The 24,646-nt window shown below is 31.0% G+C and carries 16 protein-coding genes and 1 pseudogene; 2 read left to right on the plus strand and 15 right to left on the minus strand.

Annotated elements, in window-relative coordinates; genetic code table 11:
* Position 1: 1 nt before the first annotated feature.
* The 4 genes from ACQKN2_RS15075 to ACQKN2_RS15090 all read right to left on the minus strand — a co-directional run bounded on the left by ACQKN2_RS15075 (position 2) and on the right by ACQKN2_RS15090 (position 8,684).
* Positions 2-1,951, minus strand: coding sequence for a hypothetical protein (locus ACQKN2_RS15075; RefSeq protein WP_427415664.1), 1,950 nt, complete (start codon positions 1,949-1,951; stop codon positions 2-4).
* A gap of 724 nt (positions 1,952-2,675) precedes the next feature.
* Positions 2,676-4,691 carry an ATP-binding protein gene (locus ACQKN2_RS15080; RefSeq protein WP_427415665.1) on the minus strand — a complete coding sequence of 672 codons (2,016 nt, stop codon included), beginning with the start codon at positions 4,689-4,691 and terminating at the stop codon, positions 2,676-2,678.
* A gap of 178 nt (positions 4,692-4,869) precedes the next feature.
* Positions 4,870-6,231 carry an MrcB family domain-containing protein gene (locus tag ACQKN2_RS15085; RefSeq protein WP_427415666.1) on the minus strand — a complete coding sequence of 454 codons (1,362 nt, stop codon included), beginning with the start codon at positions 6,229-6,231 and terminating at the stop codon, positions 4,870-4,872.
* 521 nt (positions 6,232-6,752) lie between these two features.
* On the minus strand, positions 6,753-8,684 hold the full coding sequence (locus ACQKN2_RS15090) for a DNA/RNA helicase domain-containing protein (protein ID WP_427415667.1): 1,932 nt from the start codon (positions 8,682-8,684) through the stop codon (positions 6,753-6,755).
* A 297-nt stretch (positions 8,685-8,981) separates the two neighbouring features.
* Here ACQKN2_RS15090 and ACQKN2_RS15095 point away from each other — a divergent pair.
* Positions 8,982-9,197: pseudogene (locus ACQKN2_RS15095) on the plus strand (hypothetical protein); the annotation flags it as partial.
* A 374-nt stretch (positions 9,198-9,571) separates the two neighbouring features.
* On the opposite strand, the gene ACQKN2_RS15100 reads toward ACQKN2_RS15095, so the two are convergent.
* The 5 genes from ACQKN2_RS15100 to ACQKN2_RS15120 form a co-directional block, all read right to left on the minus strand.
* Positions 9,572-10,390, minus strand: a complete 819-nt coding sequence (locus tag ACQKN2_RS15100; protein ID WP_427415668.1) for a hypothetical protein — start codon at positions 10,388-10,390, stop codon at positions 9,572-9,574.
* Positions 10,391-10,455: 65 nt separating this feature from the next.
* Entirely contained in the window at positions 10,456-11,607 is a 1,152-nt protein-coding gene (locus tag ACQKN2_RS15105; RefSeq protein WP_427415669.1) for a hypothetical protein, read from the minus strand.
* 4 nt (positions 11,608-11,611) lie between these two features.
* The gene (locus ACQKN2_RS15110; protein WP_427415670.1) at positions 11,612-12,583 is read right to left on the minus strand and encodes a hypothetical protein; all 972 of its coding nucleotides are present in this window, start codon (positions 12,581-12,583) and stop codon (positions 11,612-11,614) included.
* Between the two features lie 5 nt (positions 12,584-12,588).
* On the minus strand, positions 12,589-13,227 hold the full coding sequence (locus tag ACQKN2_RS15115) for a hypothetical protein (RefSeq protein ID WP_427415671.1): 639 nt from the start codon (positions 13,225-13,227) through the stop codon (positions 12,589-12,591).
* 771 nt (positions 13,228-13,998) lie between these two features.
* Positions 13,999-14,322, minus strand: coding sequence for a hypothetical protein (locus tag ACQKN2_RS15120; RefSeq protein ID WP_427415672.1), 324 nt, complete (start codon positions 14,320-14,322; stop codon positions 13,999-14,001).
* Positions 14,323-14,477: 155 nt separating this feature from the next.
* On the opposite strand from ACQKN2_RS15120, the gene ACQKN2_RS15125 reads away from it, so the two are divergent.
* The gene (locus tag ACQKN2_RS15125; protein WP_427415673.1) at positions 14,478-14,819 is read left to right on the plus strand and encodes a helix-turn-helix domain-containing protein; all 342 of its coding nucleotides are present in this window, start codon (positions 14,478-14,480) and stop codon (positions 14,817-14,819) included.
* Positions 14,820-15,288: 469 nt separating this feature from the next.
* Here the strand turns inward: ACQKN2_RS15125 and ACQKN2_RS15130 are convergent, their stop codons facing one another.
* The 6 genes from ACQKN2_RS15130 to ACQKN2_RS15155 all read right to left on the minus strand — a co-directional run bounded on the left by ACQKN2_RS15130 (position 15,289) and on the right by ACQKN2_RS15155 (position 24,041).
* The gene (locus ACQKN2_RS15130; RefSeq protein WP_427415674.1) at positions 15,289-17,919 is read right to left on the minus strand and encodes a DUF927 domain-containing protein; all 2,631 of its coding nucleotides are present in this window, start codon (positions 17,917-17,919) and stop codon (positions 15,289-15,291) included.
* 1,137 nt (positions 17,920-19,056) lie between these two features.
* Entirely contained in the window at positions 19,057-19,227 is a 171-nt protein-coding gene (locus ACQKN2_RS15135; RefSeq protein WP_427415700.1) for a ClbS/DfsB family four-helix bundle protein, read from the minus strand.
* A gap of 14 nt (positions 19,228-19,241) precedes the next feature.
* A complete protein-coding gene (locus ACQKN2_RS15140; RefSeq protein WP_427415675.1) occupies positions 19,242-21,047 on the minus strand; it encodes an ATP-binding protein in 1,806 nt (601 codons plus the stop codon).
* Between the two features lie 4 nt (positions 21,048-21,051).
* A complete protein-coding gene (locus ACQKN2_RS15145; protein ID WP_427415676.1) occupies positions 21,052-22,302 on the minus strand; it encodes a hypothetical protein in 1,251 nt (416 codons plus the stop codon).
* A gap of 322 nt (positions 22,303-22,624) precedes the next feature.
* A complete protein-coding gene (locus ACQKN2_RS15150; protein ID WP_427415677.1) occupies positions 22,625-23,392 on the minus strand; it encodes a restriction endonuclease in 768 nt (255 codons plus the stop codon).
* Between the two features lie 502 nt (positions 23,393-23,894).
* The gene (locus ACQKN2_RS15155; RefSeq protein WP_427415678.1) at positions 23,895-24,041 is read right to left on the minus strand and encodes a hypothetical protein; all 147 of its coding nucleotides are present in this window, start codon (positions 24,039-24,041) and stop codon (positions 23,895-23,897) included.
* Positions 24,042-24,646: the final 605 nt, after the last annotated feature.

Consider the following 24,646-nt stretch of genomic DNA (forward strand, 5'->3'; position numbering starts at 1 on the left):
GTTACACCTCTATGTAGTAAATAAATTTTAATGAACGGTTGTATTTTGGCTTAAGCCCCAGTTGTAAGTTAATAAGACCATTTTTAATCGATACATTTTTTATAGCATCTGATTCAATTACACATGAATTACTATTATATTTATCAATGACATTCGAATAATTTTCGACCATATTAAATTCACCGATATATTCTTTGCCCATTCCATCCACAATATTAAATTTTAAATTACATTTTTTTGCTTTAGCAACTTCTGGGCTACCTGTTAAATTTAATTGAATAAATTCTTGATCATTTAATAAAAGGCGTTCAACACGGTACGGATTAATCTTATATTCATCTTTTTGATCCTCAGACGCGCTCTCATTTTCACCTTTATCTCGAGCTGTTCCTCTTCTACGTACACCACTTTCTCCAGATGTACTTGTAGTACCCGTTTCACGCTTTTGACGCTTTGCTTTTGCAGGAATTGTTTCTGATTTATTATCTTCCTCACTCGTTACAATATTTTTCCCATTTTTTATTTTCACAGTTCCAAACGATTGTGATAAATTTTCTTTGAAATCGAGCTCCATTGTATACAGTAGATCTGATGTATTAATTTTCCCATCTACTGGATTATGTTTTCGCATTTCTTCATCAATAACTTTTAAGATTTCCTTATTTAAGCTGCTAATAAATCTCTTAGCAAGTTTTTTCAAATCCGGATTTTTTATATCATCACTCGATATTTTCGTATGGGATTCGTTCTCAAGAGATTTTAAATAAATGTCCTCTTCGATTCCTCCGATTAACACAGCATTAAATGGCTTTGTTGAATTATTTTTGACAGCGAAATCTTCAATTTTCATACCAATCGTTCGGATAATACCTACTCGACCTTTAGGTATACGTTCATCATAATTAAAATATAAATTGAATTTAAATATCGTATTTGCATGCGGAATTTCAATTGAACGCGGCTGTTGATTTTTATATGTTTTCACATATAAAGGTGTAAACACTTTTTTCATTGATTCAATTTCTTGCATATAATATTGACTATCTTCAACAATGGAATCGATTGAAGTTGCGTCAATTACTAGATCATTTACATGTACAACTAACTTCTTCTCGATTATTGAAATAAAGAAGCTATCGCATACTGCCCGTATTATTTCGTCCTCTCTATAGAAACTACTTCTTAAAAACGGAATGACGATTTTTAAACCGCGCGTGTTTTTCTCGAAAATTTTGTCATATTGGTTTTCATACGGCATAAATTTCGAACCTTCTAATTTAGTAAAATATCCTGTTGAACGATAATAATTATCTCCAAATTTATGTTCAATCAACTGAATTGTGCCACCCAAATGCTGTTCCCCATCTTTATCGCAGTTGGCAAAAAACATCGTATGTAAATCTGAAGCTGCATTGGAAGCTATTTTCCCCACACCATGTGATCCTCCACGTGAAGCTTCAAAAGATTCATCCTTTTCTTCAAAATGCACACCTTTGTTATAAGCATAAATACCCCAAGTATGTTCTTTAGAGTTACTTTGACCATACTTAGCCCCCGTTAACCCACGTGTATTACTATCTTCAAAGGAAATATAACGAACTTCATCTGCCATCATAGAAGCTTCCATATGATTAATTGTCTCTTTTGTATAACCATTACGACCTTCTAAACTATTAATCCGTTCTACAATTGATGCCATCCCCGGAATTGACTGTCGGTTTACTGTACCTAATTTTATTTTTACAATAACAGGTTGATCCGATTCATCAATTCTTCCATCCAATGAATTTTGTATATTTTCACGAGTTAAACCCGCTACACCTAAACTATAGAAACGCTCTAAAATTTTATTGAAGTTTGATTCTTCAATATTTGGTATTTTTGAAAATTGCCATTGGTTATCTACTGCGTTCAAATCGTGCACCTCACTTATCTGTATTTTATAGGTCATAAATAACCTCATTTATCATGATTATTTTACCATTCATCATTATTCTTAATTTCTAATTATAGAATAAATTACCTAATAGATAAATAAAACACCTCATTTTCATGCAATATCACTTTAGGTGAAAGAATAATAAATGTTTACCATTTCCTTTAAGTGCGAATAGTTTTCGTGTTTAAACAACACATAGGGAAAACAAACCCTACCTCCCTCGTTTATCCAAACAAAAAACCTCCTATTAGGAATTAGAAGGTTTATAAACAAGTTTTCAATTCAAATGTACCCATACAAACGAAAAAAATTAGGGCGTCTTTTCGAAGTTTAACACCTTCGTCTAGTTACCCTAACTTCTATAAATATTGATTTAACAACATTTATACTGCTAAATACTATGAATGGAGACGGCGGGAGTCGAACCAACCGTCTCAAAACATTATAATATCAAGGCTTGCGGGGGCAAGTGGTTATTTTGACTACGTTTTTGACTACGTACTACATATTAGGTGCTTTTCATGACAGTTCTTCACTAATATTTCTTAAATTTGATTAAATAGATTCCAATTTACTTTGCTCCATTACCATAAATTCTTCCTTAGCATTTGAATTACTTTCATTTCATTTTCAGTATTAAAAAGCCCTATGGTTTATACACTTCTTTTTAGATAGTGGGATAGAAAAATTAAAAGAAATACAAAAGTAGATTATCTACCATTGTATTTCTTTTAAATTAATTTAGTAGGCCATCAAAAAAACTAAAAACAATTTCTTCTACATACTCACTTTTTAATTCTTGATTAGAAAAGCGATACACTTCGTATTTTTTAAACGCCATAGCTCTATCAAATTTTCTATCCGCAGCGTATTTTTTTTCTGAAGCAATCCATAAATTGTACTCTTCATTTTTATAAGAGTAGTGCTGAATACCATCAACTTCAATAATAATTCTTCTACCGCGCGGTAATAGTAACAAAAAATCAACACACTGTTTTTCTGAACCTTTACTTACACCGGTTGTTATATTCAAATATACTTCTGGTAATAAAGCGTTATATACAGTACCTTTTTTTTCAACGTACTTTTTATATAAATTATAAAACTTGATTTGTTGGGTTGCATTGTGTACTTGCATCGATTTTATTAATCTATCTTCAAACGAACCTGTAAATTGATTATCAATCCACCATTTATCTAACTCTACATTTGTTAATCCCATATTTGAGTTTATTGGGTTATTATAAATTAAATATTTATTATCATTTCTATTTATTTTAATGTTTGGAGATAACAAATCTTGCAAAGTAATATTAGGTTTATCTGTTGCTGCAAAAATTATAAAATCATTATTTGTCATCGTTTGTCCTGTTATTCCAATTGTTGAACCATCAGATGGTCTGCCTGGTGTTCCTCCTGGTGTTCCCCCTGGTGTTCCTCCTGGTGTTCCTCCTGGTGTTCCCCCTGGTGTTCCTCCTGGTGTTCCTCCTGGTGTTCCTCCTGGTGTTCCTCCTGGTGTTCCTACTTTACTCTCCTCGGTTGCTTGCGGCGCTTTAATAATTATAGGTTCAATAGGATTTCTATCAGGAATAATTATCGCTGGTGGATTTCCCCGTTCGTTTTTAGTTCTATCTAACATTTTTCTAAAATGTTTAATAACAGGCTTTAATCTTTCATCTAAAACATCATAAAATTCAGTCATAATTTGATGTTCCGATTTATTTAAGCGAATACCTAATATTTCATCGAATGCACCATTCACCTTAATTATTGCTCTAAGTCCATTGTAAGTATTATGCTTTTTAAATCCGATATCCAAGGCTCTTTGGAATATTTTCCATATCCGTTCCAAATAAATTCCTTGATTATTTTGATTTAAAATAATATTACCCGGAACACTTGCCATTTTATCATTAGGATTTTTTTTTTGAATTAATGAAAACTCAATATCTAAAAATGAATTCACTTTAGTGGAAGGTATAATATCCCTTACAGAAAGGATTTTTTCATACTTATAACCAGCTATAATATTCAGATTATACCTTTCTAATAGACTAGGATCTTTTAGTAATGGATTAATTGACTCACATGGAATTATTACATCAGCATTATCAACTAAAATACTAATTTTAACTTTTCCATCTTCAAGAATTGAATAATATTGTTCACCTAAAAAATATTTAAGACCCTCAATATCTTTAGTAAAAGAAGCAGGTGATATTATGTTATTACTTAATTCATTACAGATAAATATAGTACCACTATCTTTGTTAAACGAGAAAAAGCCCTTTTCTTCTCCTTGAGAAATTAAAAATTCGATCCCGTTTGGTAAAGTGCAATTAACTGCGTCAGGTATCTCACCAGTTTTTTCAAGTTCGCCCACATCTATATATGAATAACTCCATTGTTTTCCTTTCTTTTTACTATATAGCATTGAAACATCACCAAACGAAATTGCTGTTATAGGTATTCCTGCATGATACTTTCCAACATTATCAATATTTTTCTCAGTAATCTCTTCAGCTTCTCCCCCAAATGCTAATGCATATGGAATTGTTTTATCACTCATACCAATACCATTATCGGCACAAAAATAGGAAACCTTCCCCTCTTTTTCACGAATAATACCTATCAAAATATCAGTTGCTTCGTTCTCTATTGCATTATCTATAAATTCTCCTGTACCACTTTTCAAATCAATACCTAAATGTTTAAAGTTAGCAAAACCTTTTCGTTGTAAAAAAGAAACCATAATAACCTCCATTTTTTTCTATATTACCATTTTAACATTTATGATCCAAAAAGTTAATATAGGATCCATAAATAATTACTTCTCTTTATGGACCAATGTCTAAATCTTGATTTTAAAGGAATAAAAAAAATCGGATTGCGCATTTACATAAAAAAGGGACCTTTTCTGGTCCCTTACTTTACTTTTTAAATTTGCATTTATACATAATCGGCTTCATTTCGATTCGCTTCTCATCTTCTTCATCAAAAGGAATCACTTCATCAAAAATCCTTTGCTTTTCATAACCAACATATTCAACAAATACAAGGCGATAATTACCTTTTAATTCTTTTGCAACAGCTAATTCTCTTTCAGATAAATAAAAAGTAAACTCATTATTCCCTCCTAAGGAACTCCCCTTTACTTCCAAGTATCTTTTTTTAACATTACCTAAAGAATCAACCTCAATACTTTCGATGTCATAACCTAAGCCATCTTTTTCTTTGGAAACATGTTTTACTAAATGAACATAGTTGTCATAGCCTGCTTTTTTCAAGTTTGCAATTTCAAGATTGTAAACAAACTCTTCCGCTTCTTTTCCCACTTTATTATTATGTTCTGCCTTTGCTGCCAGTAATTTTTTATAAGTTTCAGGGTCAATCGTTGAATTTGATTTACCTTTTTTATTCTGTTTATTATTAGAAGATTTTTCTTCATTACCCTCTTTATCCTCTAATGAAGTATTTTCAAATACTTCAAAGTAATCCTCAAAAACAAAGTCATAAAACAATTCTAGCAGTAAACTTAAATCTTCTTCTAGTACCTCTTTAACAATATCTTTTACAGTATACTTCTTCGAGACAATTACGGACTTCTCATATTTTTCTGCTGTTGTACCTGCTGTATCACCTAAATCGATAGAACCTGGTTCAATACCTTTGTACCTTAAGTCTCCCTCAATCACTTCCATAATCTTCGTAGCAGGTACTTTAGCCATCGCTTCTAACTTATCCTCCTCTTTATCAGATACAGCAAAAGCGATTGATAGATACGCAAATTCACCTTTTGAGTCAAATAGAAGTACGATATACACACCTTCACTAAACCCATTTTCAGATATTCGATTATCACGAATACCTATCCATACACTCCTAGCTGCATTCCCTTGCCCTAATGACCCATCTACAACAAGATTATCTTTAAATTCATGCTGCTTTTTGGCTTCTGTAAAAATGGCCTTAAGGCCAATTTTTATGGTCCTACCAACCAATCCATTTACTACACCCTTTCCAACTTCCAAAAATGCAGGAATAGCAATCGGGAAAAGTTTTAGACTATTTATCATTTCGCCATTTGGTGTAAGTTCATTTACCGAAACTATAAATTTCATTATTACTTCATCTGGCCACTCTTCCTTTTGAAGTAACTGAGTGAAAGTATTTCTCGATACACCCATACTAACTGCTATATTACCTTTCTTAATCTTGCTACTTTCTAAAAACTCTTCAACAAGATTTCCTACATGAACATTCGAATCTTTAACACTTTTTAAACCAACCATTTAAATCTCCCCTTTAAGTTTTCTTAAGAGTGTACGCTTCGCTAAAACTAATGGAAATCATTAGCTTTTTAATCCACTATGTGATGCACAATGGATCTCTGCGATACTTATGACGACGTACCCTTCCATGTCTCTTAGCGTCATTGGCACTTACATTCCTTCGTTCGGTCTATTCATAAAAATGGTCTTCAAGTAAAGCCCCCGTTTTATCAAGGCTTGCGGGGGCATAGATTATTTTTGACTACGTTCTTGACTACGAGTTATAAAAAATTGCGGGGTAAAGATTAGTAAAAGAATTATCATTAAAAAACAGGCTAAGTGTATCTCTTAGCCCGCCTTTACTATGTTTTATTTTGAAAGCCGATCATTATCATTTTCGTCGTTTACGTACGAATGTGATTTTGCTGCTCCTACCTAAAATTACCTACTACTGTCTTCTCCTTCGTAATCCTTTAAATTCGGATTTCCTGCTTCATCTACAAAAATACATAATTATTCCATAACTTCCCGAGAAGCATTAATTATTTGTACTCCTCTACTTTTTCTGCAACTAGTAAATTCTTCATTTCACTTCGCTCATCATATACTTTTACTAAACGTTTCTTCAAATATTCCGCAAGTTTTTCATCCGTACAATACAAAAAACATCCCTTTTGCCCGCGTGACATCAATGTACGATACGTATTTCGAATAATCGCATCAACAGCCACCGCTGCTTTCTCTGGTTCTTCCTTCATCCATTTTTTAATGCCTTTAACAGATTGATCCGTTTTCGCACGTTTTGTATAGTCGGTAATAACGATGCCATCTTCATAGCGTAAATCGTCGCCAATAATGACGCCAACATAATCGAACTCTAAACCTTGGCATGTATGAATACAACCCGCTTCATCTACGGATGCTTCCGCAATTGCCCAAATATCATTCCCTAAATTCCAACTGATTGAAAAATCATACTCTTCGATGACGATGTCATGTACGTCACGATTATTTTTCTCACCCGAAATCCATTCCCAGCAGTAGCCTGCCACAATTCGAGCCTTGTTGTTAACTTTATTTTTCTCTTTAATCATATTGCGTAGCAAATTTGGCGAGTCTACTATTTGAATATCGTAATCCATCCCTAAATCATTATTATTTGCTGTTTCACGAATTCCAAGGACATCATCTAACCACGCAATATAGCCATCCGAACCATCACATCTAAATTGCGAAGCTAATTCTCCTTCGTATACTTGCAAACCTAATTCATCAGCAAATCTTTTAATTAGCTCCACACTACCAATATCCTTTAATGTCACTCGTTGTGCCTCATCAATGAAAAACACACTGAACTTCGCACTATTCATAAGCTCCTTTACTTGGTTTTCACCAAGATTACTAAATAAGCCTGACTTTTCATTTAATCGATGTGCCTCATCCACTATTAAAACATCAAATTCATTTTTATCTGTAGCATGGAAACTTCCAGAACCTTTAAATAGGTTATCGATGCTTTTTTTCTTCATCGTACCTTTCAGCTTCGTTGCATAGACATCTCGTGGCGCACTATTTTTCGTTACGTACATTGCAAAATAATCGTCCTGAATCAGCTGTACTAACAGGTTGATTGCTAATACAGATTTCCCTGTACCTGGACCACCTATTACAATGAAAACACCTTTTTTATTCTCTGCAATACAGCTTGCTGAATAATCTAAAATTTGCTCATACACTACCTTTTGGTCATCAATCATTACAAACTCTGGATTGCCCTGAAGCATTGCAGCTATACTATCTTGAAGCGATTTAGAAGGCTTAATTCGACCATTCTCAATTTTTGCAATGATATCATTTTTATCACCATATTTAATATATTTTTTTATAAATTGGCGAAGTTGCTCCATTTCGCCTTTTCGGAAAACCGGTGACTTTTCAATATACTCTGCATAATGTTCATCTAATAATGGATCATTTTCTTGAATGAAATAATTATGTAGATACGCACATGGCTGAAGATGAATTGGTACATTTCGGACTTCTTCATTGAAGTCTTCAATTAAACAAGAATAGCTCCAAGCCTGATAAGACGGATGTGTCGTTGGACGCTTTGAGCCACCCAAATAAGTTTCTACCACTACGGCATCAAGGCGATCATTTTTTTCTACCGTTTCCCATTGCTTCAGTTCAACAATGACTGCATGGTCCTCTACTCCGTCATTACCTGCAATAATAAAATCGACACGCTTCCCTGTGTTCGGAATTTTAAATTCGATCGCTGTCTTCGCATCCTTTGGGATTTCTCGATCACGTAAAACATTCGACATACGCTGTAGCGAATGATCCCATGAACGGATTTCACTCTTTGATGTACGACCGATTTTTTCTTGATAAACATTATATAAACGATCAACTATGACTTCATTTGCAACGTCTTCAAGGAATTCTGAAATATTAGCCTCATAAATAATCATATAAATACCTCATTTCGATATGGTCCAATACATATTCTTCCTAATATTTTATCATGGAAATTAAAGATATATCTGTTCAACTCTTATATTTATAGTTACAATCATTTGAATTAATTTGTATAGTTTAAAATTAATAATACGACCCCTTTCTTACCAACTTCTAATAAGTTCATATACTATCAATGATTTAATATATTTAAACTAACCTAAACATTTCCCTAACAATATGATAAGCAACATAGGCTGATGAGGCTCTCCCTAAACATAGCTACATGTACCTTTTTTCTACCAGAATTATTACGTCTTACACACTGCTCGCTTTTATCCGAGGCAGGTGCAAGCATTAAAGAAGTAGTTCAAAATCGACATGGCCATTCTGACGTAAAAACTACATTAGACATTTATATACACGTCACGAAAAAAGCCAAAGAAGGTGCTATACAGAAGTTTGTAAGTTATTTAGAAGGTTGTAAGCTATTTAGAAGGTTAAACTTCCAACTGAGTTATGACTAGATTCGAACGAAAACAGGTGAAATTGGATGCAATTAAAAAAGTGCCAAAACCCTGTATTATCAAGGGTTTTGACACTCTGTGAAATCCTATGATTTCTAAAAATGGAGAAAGCGGGAGTCGAACCAACCGTCTCGGAATGTTATTTGATCAAGGCTTGCGAAACTTTAAATAAATTTTGACTACGTTTGATTAAATTTAACAGTTGCGGGGGCTAATGCTAAAATTTAAAATTTTTCTTATGTCACTAATTTAATTCTCTATTATCTATTTGAACCTATTGTTCCTAATAATTCGTTAAAGCATAGATTCAGAAATATAATCGTTCGGGTGCATATAAAAAATAGTAGAAAAAACCAAAATGACAATGGCTTTTTCTATACTAATTTTTCAGGTGTTCGATGTGATTCTGTATGCCAAAATGAGGGATGTCCAATTAAAAAGCTTTTATGTTTAACTTCTTCACAAGATTTCAAAACATTAGATACTTCTTTTTTTAAACTTTTTGTACAAGCATTGAGAATAATAATCGGATCTAATTCTTTTAATGTACTTTCCATATTGCTTCTAAAAACATTTTCTCTGTACCATAAAGTTTTCCAAACAGCGTCTCGGAGATTTTTTATATTTGTACTATTCAACCCCTGTTTATGCAAATAATTCAAAGAAGTCTGAAATGGTATCGGATTAAACAATACCACCTTATAAGATCCATCATTTATCTTTAAGTTTGTATTTAAAATTTCTTCAACAACCTGGGGAAGATATTTATACACCCTTTGCCCGGTAATTCCTTGCGCTGGTCCCTTTACATTAAAATTATTATCATATTCATTTTCATGAGGCGATTCTAAAATAACTAAAATAGAACTATTTTTTTCTACATCATTTATAAATATATCGTTATAGTTGGAATTAGTTAAATTTGAACATAAATTCTTTTCCAATGAAAAATTATTTGCTTTAATAATTAATGTGTATCTACAAACATTAGGCACTTTATGCTTAGCACTAAAATATTTTTTATTAACCACTATTTCTTGATTATTATATTTAGACCTTTCTAAAAATCTCTTTGACTCCATCATATGGACTTCAAGGCTATCAAAAACATCCTGGGTTATTTTTATAGGATATTTATTATCGTTAAATCCAATTGTTAATAAATAGTCAATCTCCTGTATATTCTTCCCCATCCTCTATCCCCCCCGTCTATTATTAATTGTCTAAACATATTACTTCCTTTATCCACAAGACTTTCCTACTCAATTTCTGTATCAATTTCTATGTTTAATGGCTGACTATAATCCATAAAGATTTTACATAATATATCATTAAATTCATTAATAATTTGACTTTGTATATCCTCATTAAAAATCCTTCTAGTTTCTAAGATGTCCCCGTTTGCATCACTTGAGTATTCTCCTGACTCAATAATCTTAGTCTCCAGTCTTTCAGGTCGACTTTTAAAATCAATTACAAAATCTATAAAATTAGCATTATTTTTATTTTCAAATCTTATACATGACATTGAAAAATAGAAACCTTGTGTTAAAACCTTTTTAATAAAACTATTCTCAATTAGGTTTTCTCCTGAAAGTAATGCAGAATTTATCCCTTCCAAAATAACTTCTTCCATAATCTCATTATCTGTTTGTACATCTGAGGGTTCAGCTACTGATGCAGCTACTTGTTCATTTACCTGTTCATTTACCTGGTCAACTTGTTCAGCCCTATAATTAGAATCTTTTTTTATTTTTATTTGAGTAATTTTAGTTATTTCCCACTCTTTAAAGTTATACTGGAAAAAGTCAGCAAATAAATTTGTTCTATTTTTTGTTTCTAATTCTGACAATAATAATTCCTTAAAATTATACGAATTATCTAATTGTATATAGTTCAATAGATCTTTTACTTTTTTATAGTCTGAAGCTGAATTTAGAGTATAATTTACGTTACATACTTTATCACTGTTATCTACATTAACTACTATATTTTTTGTTGTAGTTTCTAATAATTCAATTAGTCCTGGTCTCTGTTCTTCATATTGAATATATACATTCATTTTATTTTCATCTAGTACTTCTATATTTACTTTTGTATTATCGCTATGATCAAGAACTTTCCCATTCATGCTTTCTAATGATTCCCTAAATTCTTCTGATTCTTTAACGGGCAACATATACCTTCCCATTTTTTTAAAATTATTCGGGGAGTCTAATAATTGCTTTAACTCTTGAAAATCTTTTTGAGACAAATAATAATCTTTTGTTAAATTAGCAATATCTTCTCGTTTCAAAGCACTAATTAAAATCCCTTTGGGTTTAAGTAAATCCTGTGTATCTCTTAAGGAGATATATTTCTCAACTACTTTTTTTATATTATTCTTATAAGGGTATTTCTTCAAATACATTACTCTACTCCTTCTCTTGCGCATAAATTTCTGGAACATCAGAAAAAACGACCATATAGTTGATTTCTACCTTTAACGCTGATCCATTTTTTTTAAGATTGTGTTCTATTTTCCTCCTAAATTCTTCAATATATACTCTATATTTACTTACATTTCCATAAAAGAAGAATGAAAGTATATGTGCATCTTCGAATTGAATTTGAGATAAACAGGAATATAAAAATAGCAATTCATCATATGTAGGTTCTGCGAAATAAAAAACATGATTTACATTCAACGATCGAAAATCACCATAACTTTCCACAGTTCTTGTACTTTTAGCAAAAATATATTTTGAAAATAATACTGGTAATGTTGCATGGTCTTCTCGAACCGCTGTACTTCTTCCCCCACTAAAATTATCAGCTGGGTAATAAATTTTAAAATCTCTTTCATTTGCTGCTAGTAATTTATCTTTTGCATCTATTACCGAACACCATCTTAATATATGATAATTAGATGCTATGTATATAGTAATAGGATTTCTTTTAGTACGAATATTAATTTCTTTTAAATATCCGTTAAAAGTCTCATTATTAAACTTCTCTGGTTCATTACACCAAATCATAATAAGACCAGTATTAACACCAATACATTGTATTTCACTTAATTCTTGTGATATATTGGCACATTCAATTGTATCAAATACTTGAGTTACAAAACTTTGAATACTACTAGTACTTATACCACCCCACTTACGATGCTTCGATTCCACAATAATATTCTTATCTTCTTTAGCATATGGGTCCTTATATTGAAATAACAAATCCACCCCATGGGGATGAATTCTACTACTCTTTCCAGTACCATGCTTGGTCTTATTTTTACACTGAATATCGAAGTTAGAATCTCCTTTTTGTAACCACCCTAAACTTTCAAGAATGGATCTTGATTGTGTAGTCCATCTATCTCCCTGATATTGTTGTTCTTCTGACATAAATATCACTCCTCCAAAATTAACATCCCAAAATTCTTTATCTCTGAAAATTCCCTTAAAATGTAATCTACATTATCGAAAAATATTTCTCCATCTTTTAAATCTATAAGTAGATCGAAAAAAATAGAGCTAATATTTACTTTTAACAATGCTTCTGTAATATTTAGTTTTTTATTATTTAATAACTTAAATGAATCCAATGAATTTTTTAATTCCATTGTTATTTTTGATAAGCTTATGTCAAATGCTTTAACATTCTCTAATGAAATCTGTTTAATTTCAGGCTTCATAAATGAATATGCTTTTAAGCAGTCATTAATATCTAAAGACAATTTTTCTATATAGAACAACTTTCGAAATTCCGAAAAATTCTGTAAAGCATTTATACAATATCTACTACCACATATCATCATCAAGTTTTTATCAGATATAATAAATACATCCGCATATCTAATAGAATTAGCAATTGTAGTCTCTAAAAACCCCGTTTCAAAACGGCTATTTATTTTCTTATAATATTTAAAATGAATAACTTGATTGTCTTCTTGATAAAGACAGAATCCTTGATTCTCAACACATTCTTCATGTACTACAATTCCGCTTTTATCTTTAACTTTTATTTTTCGATAAGCAATACAGAACATCTCACTCCCCCCAGATACATATCCAAAATAATTGCATACTTAATAACCTCAATAATATCAAATATAGGAAATTAAAACATAGATAGATATAAATTACTTATTAATACTTTAGAATCTAGTCTTTTCAACCTAAAGATTCATTTAACAAGCAATACTTTGCACAAACAAAAAACATATAGTAGCTAAAAATTCACCGCTATACGTTCTACTTTCCTAATTTCTCTCAATTACTATAAACTTAGATGATAACAACAATCGTCTGCTGCTTATACTTTAATTTGCTATTGTAGCTTTACTCATATCCAACTTTAAAAATTTGCCCTCTATAATCTTCGCAGATCCATTCCCACTACCTAACAACCTTTAAGGGCTGGTGCGTAATATTACACACAACTCCTTTTGTTATGCTTCCTCATTACCATTCCACTCCCAAATTGGTTAGATGTAATACTTTCCAGAGAAATTCTCTTATCTGTTTTATTAATTGGACTGCCTATAACACCAATTATAGGCAATATAACAATAATCGTTATAGAAGTTTATCCTCCTAAAACTCACTTTCAATAAAATTAGCTTCTTTAAAATAAATTTATTATAAAAGCAATTTCATCCATCATAACATACGCAATGTATAAATTACCCTCTTTAATGGGGTAAATTCCCAAACAATATTTCTTTTTCACTAATTCTCCTAGCGGTATATCGCTTTTTACAAAATTAAAAAGCACAGACTCTAAGGACTGTGCTTACCAAACTTTATAAAAACCGGAATCAGCAATACTTTTGCTTAATTAGTTCTATTTCATTTAAATGCTTTTGATAGAGACGATCATAAATAACATCTCCACATTCTTTTGAACAGAAGCGGTATATATCAGGTACAGGTTGTTGTAATAACGAAATAGTGAACCCTGTAACCCCCCAGTATTCATGATGAGTTTTGCTGGATACCTTAACATCACAATTGCTACACTTAAAGCCCCACCCACGTTTCAAATCTTTTCTAAATTCTTTACATTTATAACTTTGTTGTAATTTTTCTAGCGTTTTTTCATGTTCCCATATTGTCCAAGCATCAAGTTGTGCGTTATCCATTATTCTACCCCTCCTCAGATAATTTTCTGGCTGTACTTATACTACCTCCTACTAGATATAATATCAATAGTATATTTTTCGTCAATCAAAAATCATATCTATAGTATATGGTTATAAATTCATTTCTCGTCAATCCTTAATGATGAGGTGATTACATGACGAATTTAACAAAAGTAGTTGGGGAGAGAATCCGCTTCTTACGTAAAGAACGCGGGCTTAGCCAAGAAGAACTAGCATATCGTGCTTCTTTGCATAACACATATATTGGACAACTTGAACGTGGAGAAAAGAACGCTACAATTGAGAGCGTTGCAAAAGTATGTGCTGCGTTAGAAATTACATTAGAAGAGCTATTTGATGGTAAAGAAACCCACTCGAAAGTGCTTAGCTTTGAGTTAGAGAAAATTGTACGTCTGTTAGAAGGTCGTTCTAAGAAAGATCAAAAAGCTGTTTTAATGTTTATTGAGTCTTTAATCGCTTGGAAAGATAATGAGTAACTGTTGCGTAATAACTTTATGAGGGCAATTTATTGTGTATTGGTGCATTTACAACTTTTGAAAACGCACCACACCTCTGCATTTTTTGCTATTAAGAGAAAAACACTAAGTCATATAAAATAAATTTCTATTGGATTTGACGTATAAGTTACTAAAGTTATCGTAGATTTCTACGGTAAATATAGTAGATTTATACGAACTTACCGTAGATTTCTATTGGATTTCTACGGTAATAAATATGAAATAAAACTACAATTACTACTTATTATCATGAAGTATGTACAGTAATAAAATCTTTGTGTACAACTATTCATATTACATATATCTATATATTGTAGTTATTGTAGTTGGTACTATAAACACCCTGATACAATGTAATTTCAGGTCTTATTTCTTGTGTAGTAATAGCGAAAAAGCTGTAGCCACATCTATTGTGAACTACAGCCTTTTCTATTCTAATTATGTGTTTCTAGAAATGTAAACGTACTTCCCAAACCTCCTTCTGAATATCTAATTCTTCCTCTAATCTTTGTGTATCAATAACATAGCTTCGAGTTGATTTCCCGCCCATAGTTCTTGGATCCGATGTATGCAATACAAAGCCTGATTGTGACTTATTTTCTTTTAATAAATTTTCAATTTGCTTATCAGAAAAGCGTTCATCTACATAATCATGTTCCTTCATGTACTTTCTTACTGCTGGGAGCCACATTTCTCTAGCAATAGTTAGCTTATTTTGTGAAGCATTATATTCATAATGCGTTCCTTTCTTAAAGTCATAATTATTACTTTGTACAATCGCTGCTGTATGCTTAAATAGATTTTGTAAAGCATTATGAATCTTATTGTCTCTAAAGTGCTTGACTTGTTCCTCAATCACAACATGCTGATCGATAGTACAATCAATTTGTAATTCATTAGCCAATTCATTAAATAAATGCACTCCAACTAATACCATAGCTAGATTCGCTAACGGACGTTCATGTAAATCATATTTACAATCTACCATTTCTTTATAATGTTCATATAACGTACCTAGTAAAATATCTTCACTTTCAATCTTATTTAGTAACCACTGTACATAACCAGGCATAAACCCTGACATTTTTAATGCGCTAATCTTTTTATATGCCTTTTTATAGCCGTCATTTTGGCATAATGTATTTGGTGTAAGTTGAGCAATAATCAAACGTTCTAACATGTTCGATTCCTCAAAGCTTGTCTCCCCCAACCATACAATTGGTGCCGTTAGTCTATAAGTGACAGTACCTTGATTTTTATTGCCTCTACTATCTAATGCTGCTTTATACGCATTTAAGGCCAAGTTCTTTAAACCTTTCCAGTTAGAAGCTGACATATTATATGGTCTAAATTCATCTAAATATAGCGGAACACCGTTTAATAAATCGACCTCCCTTGTAATTGAGAAGGAGGGTCGGGTACAAGAACGAACCTCTGGATTACCAAATAATTTGCCGAATAACTGTGCTGTACTAGTTTTACCAGCACTTTGTGTACCCCAAATCATTAACTGTGGAAATGCATTATCTGTATATTTACGTAATATAGGAACTATAGGTGTAACAAAGTGCCAACCAATAATCGTATTAATAACCCCCTCTTCATTAACTTGTGCTAATAATGGCAATACTTCTTTTGCAAGATCCTTCCAGTAATCAGATGACAGGATATCCATTGATAATTCAAGATCCATTTGCCCTTCAGTGAGCTTTGGCATGTAAATATACTTACTGTTTTCAACAATACCTTCACTATCAATGACTTTATTCGGAGTAATAAATAAGTTATTGTGTAGACCAATTTTACTTACAGCATATTTGTCTACAACTTGTTTTGTCATAAATAGTTCCTTTAAATATTGCAAATGTTTTTCGTCACCTAACCAGCTAATTTTAGTACTGTTTATTTCTTCAATGAAGCCTTTCTTACTACTAAATGCTTTAGCTGTTAATACAATATTTTTTAAAATTTCGCCATTATTTAAAACGATATGGCCTTTTAGATATTCGTCTATATTTGCATGTACTCTTTCCTCAGGTACAAAGATGAAGTTTGATAATCTTCTTTGTTTTTCATAGTAGCAATTATTATACTCATAAACTAAACATTCATTTGTATCTATCTTATTTAATAGTTGCTCAACCTCCAAATTATCTTGTTCCTCATTTAAAACTTGCGATGCATTTATAATGACTCTTTCAATGTACTGTAACTTAGCTGCATGATGTCGATCACTAATTTTTTCTCCAATCGCCCACTCACCATTTAATAATACAAATGCGATTTCTTCGGGTGTATGTTGAGCTTTTAATAACTCAATTACAACATGGAAGATTTTCTTTGAACGATCTTCCCCCTCTTCAGGGCCATTTACTATTAAACTTTTAATAGAAAACGGCACTTGTAATGCATCGATTTCAACAGGGGATAACTCTTCGATTTCAATGGTTTCTAATGTTTTACTTACTGTTTTAATTTCTACATCATCTAAATATGTAAAACTGTCTAAACTATAAGTAGCACCTGTGAATTCCACTAGCGAGCAAAGCTTAACGTCCATTAAGTTTTTCACATTCATACTATTTGGCACTCGTAATAAACGGGCTAAATCTGCTGTATTATCTGCCTTAGCAAATGTATGCAGCTTTAAACTCAATTCTTTAATGAACTTGAATGAATGATCATCTACCACTTCAAATGGTTCATTAAATTTAAAATATGCGTGGATACCATTTCCACTAGAAACAGTGGCAGTTGGCGGTGTAGGTAGTGATTTTACTACTTGCATCGCCTCTTCATATGTTGCATGCTTTGGATCGATATCTAACCATAAGCCTGGTACATGGAAAACATCTTCCTCTTTACCCGACATTGTTTTACGTGTTGTTACACTGTGATAAACATTTAACTGTTCTTGTTTCCCTTTTTCAATTAAGTCTACAAGTAACGTATCCGTTAAATCCTCTACAGCAATAAAACGCTGGTCTTTTAAACCTTTTGCTCCAATTAAACGAAATTCTACATATCCTTCCGTTTGACTAAACCATTCTTTTAATAAGTTTTTTTGTTGATTACGCATTTAGTGTAATCCTCCTTCATATTTTAATAGGGTTACTTCCCCTTATTTGCCTTATACGCAATGTATTTAGCAGAGTTAAATTGTTTTTCAAATCCGCACCAACCTTCACGAAAAATTTCTCATAGGTATCACATAGCTCCCATGCTATAACACTTTAATAGTTGATTATGTAGGCACCGGGGGGTGAATAAAATCATTTGTGATAAACCATTGATTTTTATTTTTAATGTTCGTGATGTAAGATTGACACTCTATAACGAATACTTTCATGCTGAAAGGTTATACAGTGAATAGCAGCATAGATAGGATTTACTGCTTAACATGTAGCATATTTATTTTTACTAAGCTTTCGCCCCCTTATTTGATTAATACGCAAGCTGTTTTACAGAGTTAAATTACTTTTTAATTTTTTGTTTTTAACTTGTTTGTATTTAAAAATACTTTTTATGCTTACACAGTACATATACGCAAGCTGTTTTACAGAGTTAAATCACTTTTTATTTTTTTTGTTTTTAACTTGTTCGTATTTAAAAATACTTTTTATGCTTACACAGTACATATACGCAAGCCGTTTTACAGAGTTAAATCACTTTTTAATTTTTTTGTTTTTACCTTGTTTGTATTTAAAAATACTTTTTATGCTTACACAGTACATATACGCAAGCTGTTTTACAGAGTTAAATCACTTTTTATTTTTTTATTTTTAACTTGTTCGTATTTAAAAATACTTTTTATGCTTACACAGTACATATACGCAAGCCGTTTTACAGAGTTAAATTATTTTTATAAATATTTTTATTTAGCGAGGTTTTACTAGTAGTACCTGGAATGAAAATAAAAAACAGTTACTAACAATAAAGTTGTTAATAACTGTTTGGGTGTGGGGATTGATTTATATTAAATATGTAGAAAGTTTGTTTATATGCTTATTTTTGAGTGCTTTTGTGTGAAATTGGGGGCACTGACTTTTATAAAGTAAGGAGTTAAATCATTTTTTACAGTTTCATACCTTTTAATCCAGGATTAATTATAAAGTTTAGAAAAAGATATTATTAATAAAGGCTGTTTTTCCAAAGATTGTTTTGATATATTTGTGAATCGAAAATTCAACTAAAGCACCCCGTTAGTTTAAGTACATTATTTCACAAACTTGTCCTTTTCCCCTTCTTTTATATAGTTTGCAATTACTTCACATTTTTTTGTAGACCAAATGTAATGGCTGGAAGTATTTGCAGCAAAATAGCTGTATAAATTACTTGTTTTTGTCCACTTATAGTATTTTTTTGTCACGATTTCTTCGTTATTCACTAGCAATTTAGTAACTATTTTACTGTTTCTAATACTGCCTTTTCAGTCATTATTTTTGTGAAAAGTTCTTCAAATTCTATATTCACCCAATCTCTTTTCCATTCTTTCAAAAAGAGAATATCCTCAGATTTAGGAAGAGGATTAGCATCATTGATTTTCACTATACAAGGCGTTGAAACTGCATCACCAATTAATAAAGCTTCCTTGGTATCTAGCATTGCTAAAGAATCTGTATAAACATCAAAACTATCAGGTAATAATCTTTTAACATAATTTTGGTCATCAGGATTAGTTAAACGCATTACAACAAAATTATTACATTGTGAAAAAACTGTTGGTGAAATTTCAGAAGGTCGTTGAGAGACTATCATACTTGATAGTCCATACTTCCTTCCTTCCTTAGCAACCCTCTCTACTGCGATTCTTGTATTTTTGTATTTAGCATCACTTAATTTTGGAATATATTTATGCGCTTCTTCAAAAACTAATAAATATGGTGTATCATTTGTAGAATTTGTTTTAGTTTTCAAAAAACAGAACTCAAATGTAAACCTAGTGATTATAGAAACGACTATTGATACTATTTCAAAAGGTAAAGAGCTTAAATCAATTATTGTTATATTTGAAGAATCATCTTTACCGTTATGATAACCTAACAAATTCTTAATAATTCTAAAAAAATCTACTGTTTTAAGATTTGTTTGTTTTAACATAAAATCTAGTCTATTGTCTAAAAGTTTTGTTTCAAATCTAGAGAGAAATCGATTAAATTCCCCATAAAAAAATCCTTTAGATATTTTCTTTTTTAAAATACCATGATTACTATTACCAGTAGGTTGGAAGAAATCCAGTTTTCCCCAAAACTCTTCTGGTATCTCATCATCTACGCATTGTATTTTTTTCCACTCAGGAAGAGCGTAATATTCAATATCATCCTCAGAATACCTAGACTCCCTATTTTTGTTACTTAGATACATAATAACTTCATTAATATCAAAATATACAGGACTATCATAAGTGATATTTAAGTCAGGATTATGTTTTATTTTATTACTAATAACTGCTTTTTTGAATTGAGATAGTTGATTATGAGAGTTTGCTTCATTAGATTCAATAAAAAAGTCTTCTAATTCTTCTGCATTCATTAACCAATAGGGGATTTCTAAGCTATTTTGTTCAATACTAAGATACCTATAATTTTTTTCAAAAGCATATGTGTATTCTCCATGTATATCAAAAATAACTATATGCGTATTTCTGATATTTTCATGGTAACTTTTATTAGCCTCCTGAATTAACTTTGCTACAGTACAGGATTTCCCTGAACCTGTGGAACCTACAACAGCCAGATGTTTAGAAAAGAATTTATCTCCATCAACTACTATGTCAACATTTTCATTTGCACTATGCTTTGAAAAAATAAATGGTTGATCTCTTTTTTCAAAAATAGATTTAAACTCATCTTCTGAAAGAAGACTAACGGACGTAGGAGGTATACTAATATTTTTAATTCCTTTTTTGAATTTTAATTCTCCATTATCGGTCTCTAATTGACCTATAGGGTATGTATCTAATAAAAAATGCCCTTTTGGCTGCCCGTTTTGTTGAACTACATTAGGACCTAACAAATCTTCTGCCATTTTAAAACTTTGAATCATAGTAACAATTGATTTATCATTTCCATCTTCAATTTTTAAAAATGAACCTATTTTTAAATCCATTCCTGTATTTTCAGACTTCCACTTATTAAAATCAATAATTTCAATTACAATCTTATTATTTTCAAAACTACGAACACGTAACTGATTGTCTTTATCCACCTCATCAACCCCCAAATAATCTTAATATCTCTTTTTCTTCCAAATTATTTATAATAATTTTATTCATAATAGAATAATTCCCCAAAAAAGAATACTCCTCTACATTACTAATAAAAATATGTAGTGGGTGGTCAAACAAAATATTTTGTTGATTCAATTTATAAGTTTTAAAAGATATTAACTTATAATTGTAACTCATACTTTCAATCTTCTGCCTATTTCCCTGTAAAGTAATTAACGGTAATTTATTAAAATACCTATGATTAAAATAAAATTCTTCATCTCCATCATTAAAAACTAAGTCAAGATTTTCTATAACCGTTATTTTAGAAAGGTCTCTCTTTAAATTTTTTATTTGTTCCTCATCTGAATTAATTATTAATGTGATCGGCTTTACATCATTTCTTTTATCTGGCACAAAAAAATTTTTCACTAAATCGATAATAAATCTAGGTGTTTGTGAAGTGATTTTTGGTAAATAAAATATATGAACTGTAGTATTTGGTTTGACATTTTTTATAGTTAAGTATTTCTTCAAAGTAGCTATATATTCTTCTTTTCCATATAAACGTTGAATTATCTCCGCTTCATTTTCCCAAAAATTAATTGTTAAATAATCTACAAATTCTCTCTTAGTTATTTTTCGAGAATCAATATCTTTTTGAATGGCTAATTTATTTATATAAAAAATAGCATTTGAAAAATAACCTACTTTACTTTCAACTTCACTAACTTGAAATACCCCTTGTATAACATTAATCAACTTTTCATATGCTTCGTCAAACCTATCAGCTTTTGAAAAAAATAAGTATTTTAAAAACATTTCTTCAAGTTCTTCTGACCATTTAGTTTCTTTTAAAATATCTTGGGCTTCTGTATAATTTAAAATTTTATTAAGCTCTGTAGTTGTTGTTATTAAATTCGGACATGTTTGGAGTTCAGGTTCACTAAGGCCAAAAAAACAAAAAAGAGTATATTTTATTTTCCACTCTTCTTCTTTTGAATAATTTTCAATAAAATGTTTAAACATCAAAGCTATAGGCTTTTGAATAGCTGAGGGCGTATATTTTTTTGCTTCATGATATTTGTATTGAACTAATTCTTCTTCTTTGACAGTAGTAATATCTAAATCTTCAATACCTTCAATAGTAAAAGAAGTGTCGACATCTTTTGCCTCTAATATTTTTACTGCTGTTTGTAAAAATTGATATGTAAATCCCAGAATACCTGCTTCTGCGCTTCTATTACTAGACAATTAAATCATTCCTTTTTAACTTGTATTCAAAAAACAACTAAATATTTTATAATATTAACTCTCTAAACCCATACTATTTTTTCCATATTATATCATTAATATCCCCCAAAAAAGAGGATTAGGCAAACAAAAAAAAAAATTTCCCCCATGGAGGAAATTTGTTTTTCTTTGATGAGATAAAGAAAGCAAAATACCATTTATGAAGGAAGGGTTAAAGCAGCCATGAAAGAACGTCAGAATACATTACCTTGTCCATGACCATCTTTAAGCTTTTTCTATTGATGTTTTTCTTTTTCGTTTGGACATAAAGAATCACTCATTTCTATAATTCAAGTTTTTCATATTCCTCTAAAACGAGCCTCCTGAATCTCAAAATCTCTGAATCATAATCATTTGGTTTCGCCACTCCATTATTAATAGATATATACCAAATTAGTTCATTTAAATATACAAGAAAACCATTACCATCAAAGAAAGGATCCTCTTCTAAATCGATTAACAAGAGATTGGTAATCTCAAAAAATTCTTTATACATATTTCCACTTCGTAACATTTTTACAACAGGCAATATTTTCTTTTTGATTTCATTTTTCTCATCATTATTAATTATTCCTTTAATAAACTCATTATCAAGACGAATAGTTTTAAAATATTCTTCATACAAATTATGTTTCTTTATTAATTTCATTAACTTACTAGCATCATGTAACTGAATTTTAATTCCTGTGTCTTTTTGTTTTTCTTTCCATAATTTCCACCATTTAAGCTCATCATGTGAAAAATCCATTGGAATACATAATATCCAATTTTCCATCTGGTTATTTTCTACAGCTGTTTTAAAAGATTCTCTAATTTGATTTTTTCTACTGGCATCTAAACGATTTAAGAAAAACTTACATTGAACAACCGTAGACTCTCCATCTTCTTCATGAATATCAATATCTACTCCTCCATCTCCTAAAACTACTTCAACTTGATGAACATCAGCATTAGGAAATTCACTAGAATAAACATCATAACAAATTTCTTCAAATTTTTGACGAGCGCCTTCTTTTAAATTTTCCCATAACCAGCTAAAATCTCTTTCCATATTCGCACCTCTTTAATTTCAGAAAAATAAAAGACCTCTTACGGACATTTTACCCGTAGAGGTTATTTTTTATCAAACTTTATTACTCGTTATCATTCTTTATTTAAAATTATTCGAACTTTATTATAAATTATCAGATGGAAGTTCCAATTCAAAAGGAGATTGTACTTAAACTAACATGCATCGTTAGTTCAACAAGGTTTTAGTATTTTTTCAAGTACAATAGGACCCGTTTTCTTTGTCGTTGTATTGACTGTGCGAACTTTGATACGAGTAGGTCGCATTATAGGAGAAACTTCATCCAAATTCCCAGCCCAAGTAGTTTCTCCGTATTTAGTTAAATGGGACAACGAGAAAATCCAACTTATTTCCTTCGGAATATATGCTAATACTTCATAACCATCATAATCCCCAAAACTAGATGGTTTCGGTAAATGAAGTGCGTGAACACTAAGACTCGTCCGCTCATCATTAAACTTTCTTTCAATATTATAAATCAGTGCTACTCCTCTGGCATTTTTTTAGGTGCGTTTTTTGTTGGTTCAAGTATTGCTGAACAAGGCTGCAACTCTTCAATTTTATTTTCAGAGTGTGTTTGTGAAGGAAGAGTTACTAAAACGAAGATAAGGCTAAAAAGCATTTTTTTCATTTCTAATTCTCCTTAAATTTGTTTAGTATCATTATCCCCCAAGACTCCATATTTATTGTATTTCAATCGTTCTTTGTTGTACTATCCTGCTCCGTTAGTTCAATAAAGAAAAAAAAAGCTGTATATGCTCTTGCTTACTTTTTCGATTAAATCGGCGATTAACTTCTCTGTTCAATCCTCTACTGCAATAAAACGCTGTTCTTTTAAGCCTTCTACTTTAATTAGACGAAACTCTACATATAAACCATTCTTTTAATAGTTTCTCTTTTTGTTTACTTATTTTAGTAATCTTCCTTTTTAATATTTGAGCTTTATCGCCCTCATTTGCCATATACCCAATGCATTTTGCAAAGTTAAATTAAATTTTCAAATCCGCATCAATTTTCATAAAAAGTTTCTCGTAGGTATCATATAGCTCCCACCAAATCCCACTCTAATACTTGATTTAGTAGGCACCGGGGGGTATTTTGAAGATTCCTGATAAAACGTTATTTTTTTTCGTTCTATGGTTGAATTTGATTTGACAAGCTGTAACGATCCATTTCCATTGAAAGGTTACGCTCATTTAGTCGATAATACTTTTCTAGTTGTAAACTTCCATGCTG

Source organism: Lysinibacillus sp. NPDC093688 (genome assembly GCF_050280145.1).
GTDB classification, from domain to species: domain Bacteria; phylum Bacillota; class Bacilli; order Bacillales_A; family Planococcaceae; genus Lysinibacillus; species Lysinibacillus xylanilyticus_B.

Coding starts and splice junctions, on each gene's coding strand:
- ACQKN2_RS15115 (WP_427415671.1), bottom strand. CDS start 13,227: ATGTTCTGTATTGCTTATCGAAAAATAAAAGTTAAAGATAAAAGCGGA.
- ACQKN2_RS15120 (WP_427415672.1), bottom strand. CDS start 14,322: ATGGATAACGCACAACTTGATGCTTGGACAATATGGGAACATGAAAAA.
- ACQKN2_RS15085 (WP_427415666.1), bottom strand. CDS start 6,231: ATGGTTGGTTTAAAAAGTGTTAAAGATTCGAATGTTCATGTAGGAAAT.
- ACQKN2_RS15125 (WP_427415673.1), top strand. CDS start 14,478: ATGACGAATTTAACAAAAGTAGTTGGGGAGAGAATCCGCTTCTTACGT.
- ACQKN2_RS15105 (WP_427415669.1), bottom strand. CDS start 11,607: ATGTATTTGAAGAAATACCCTTATAAGAATAATATAAAAAAAGTAGTT.
- ACQKN2_RS15130 (WP_427415674.1), bottom strand. CDS start 17,919: ATGCGTAATCAACAAAAAAACTTATTAAAAGAATGGTTTAGTCAAACG.
- ACQKN2_RS15075 (WP_427415664.1), bottom strand. CDS start 1,951: ATGACCTATAAAATACAGATAAGTGAGGTGCACGATTTGAACGCAGTA.
- ACQKN2_RS15100 (WP_427415668.1), bottom strand. CDS start 10,390: ATGGGGAAGAATATACAGGAGATTGACTATTTATTAACAATTGGATTT.
- ACQKN2_RS15110 (WP_427415670.1), bottom strand. CDS start 12,583: ATGTCAGAAGAACAACAATATCAGGGAGATAGATGGACTACACAATCA.
- ACQKN2_RS15150 (WP_427415677.1), bottom strand. CDS start 23,392: ATGGAAAGAGATTTTAGCTGGTTATGGGAAAATTTAAAAGAAGGCGCT.
- ACQKN2_RS15090 (WP_427415667.1), bottom strand. CDS start 8,684: ATGATTATTTATGAGGCTAATATTTCAGAATTCCTTGAAGACGTTGCA.
- ACQKN2_RS15155 (WP_427415678.1), bottom strand. CDS start 24,041: ATGAAAAAAATGCTTTTTAGCCTTATCTTCGTTTTAGTAACTCTTCCT.
- ACQKN2_RS15080 (WP_427415665.1), bottom strand. CDS start 4,691: ATGGTTTCTTTTTTACAACGAAAAGGTTTTGCTAACTTTAAACATTTA.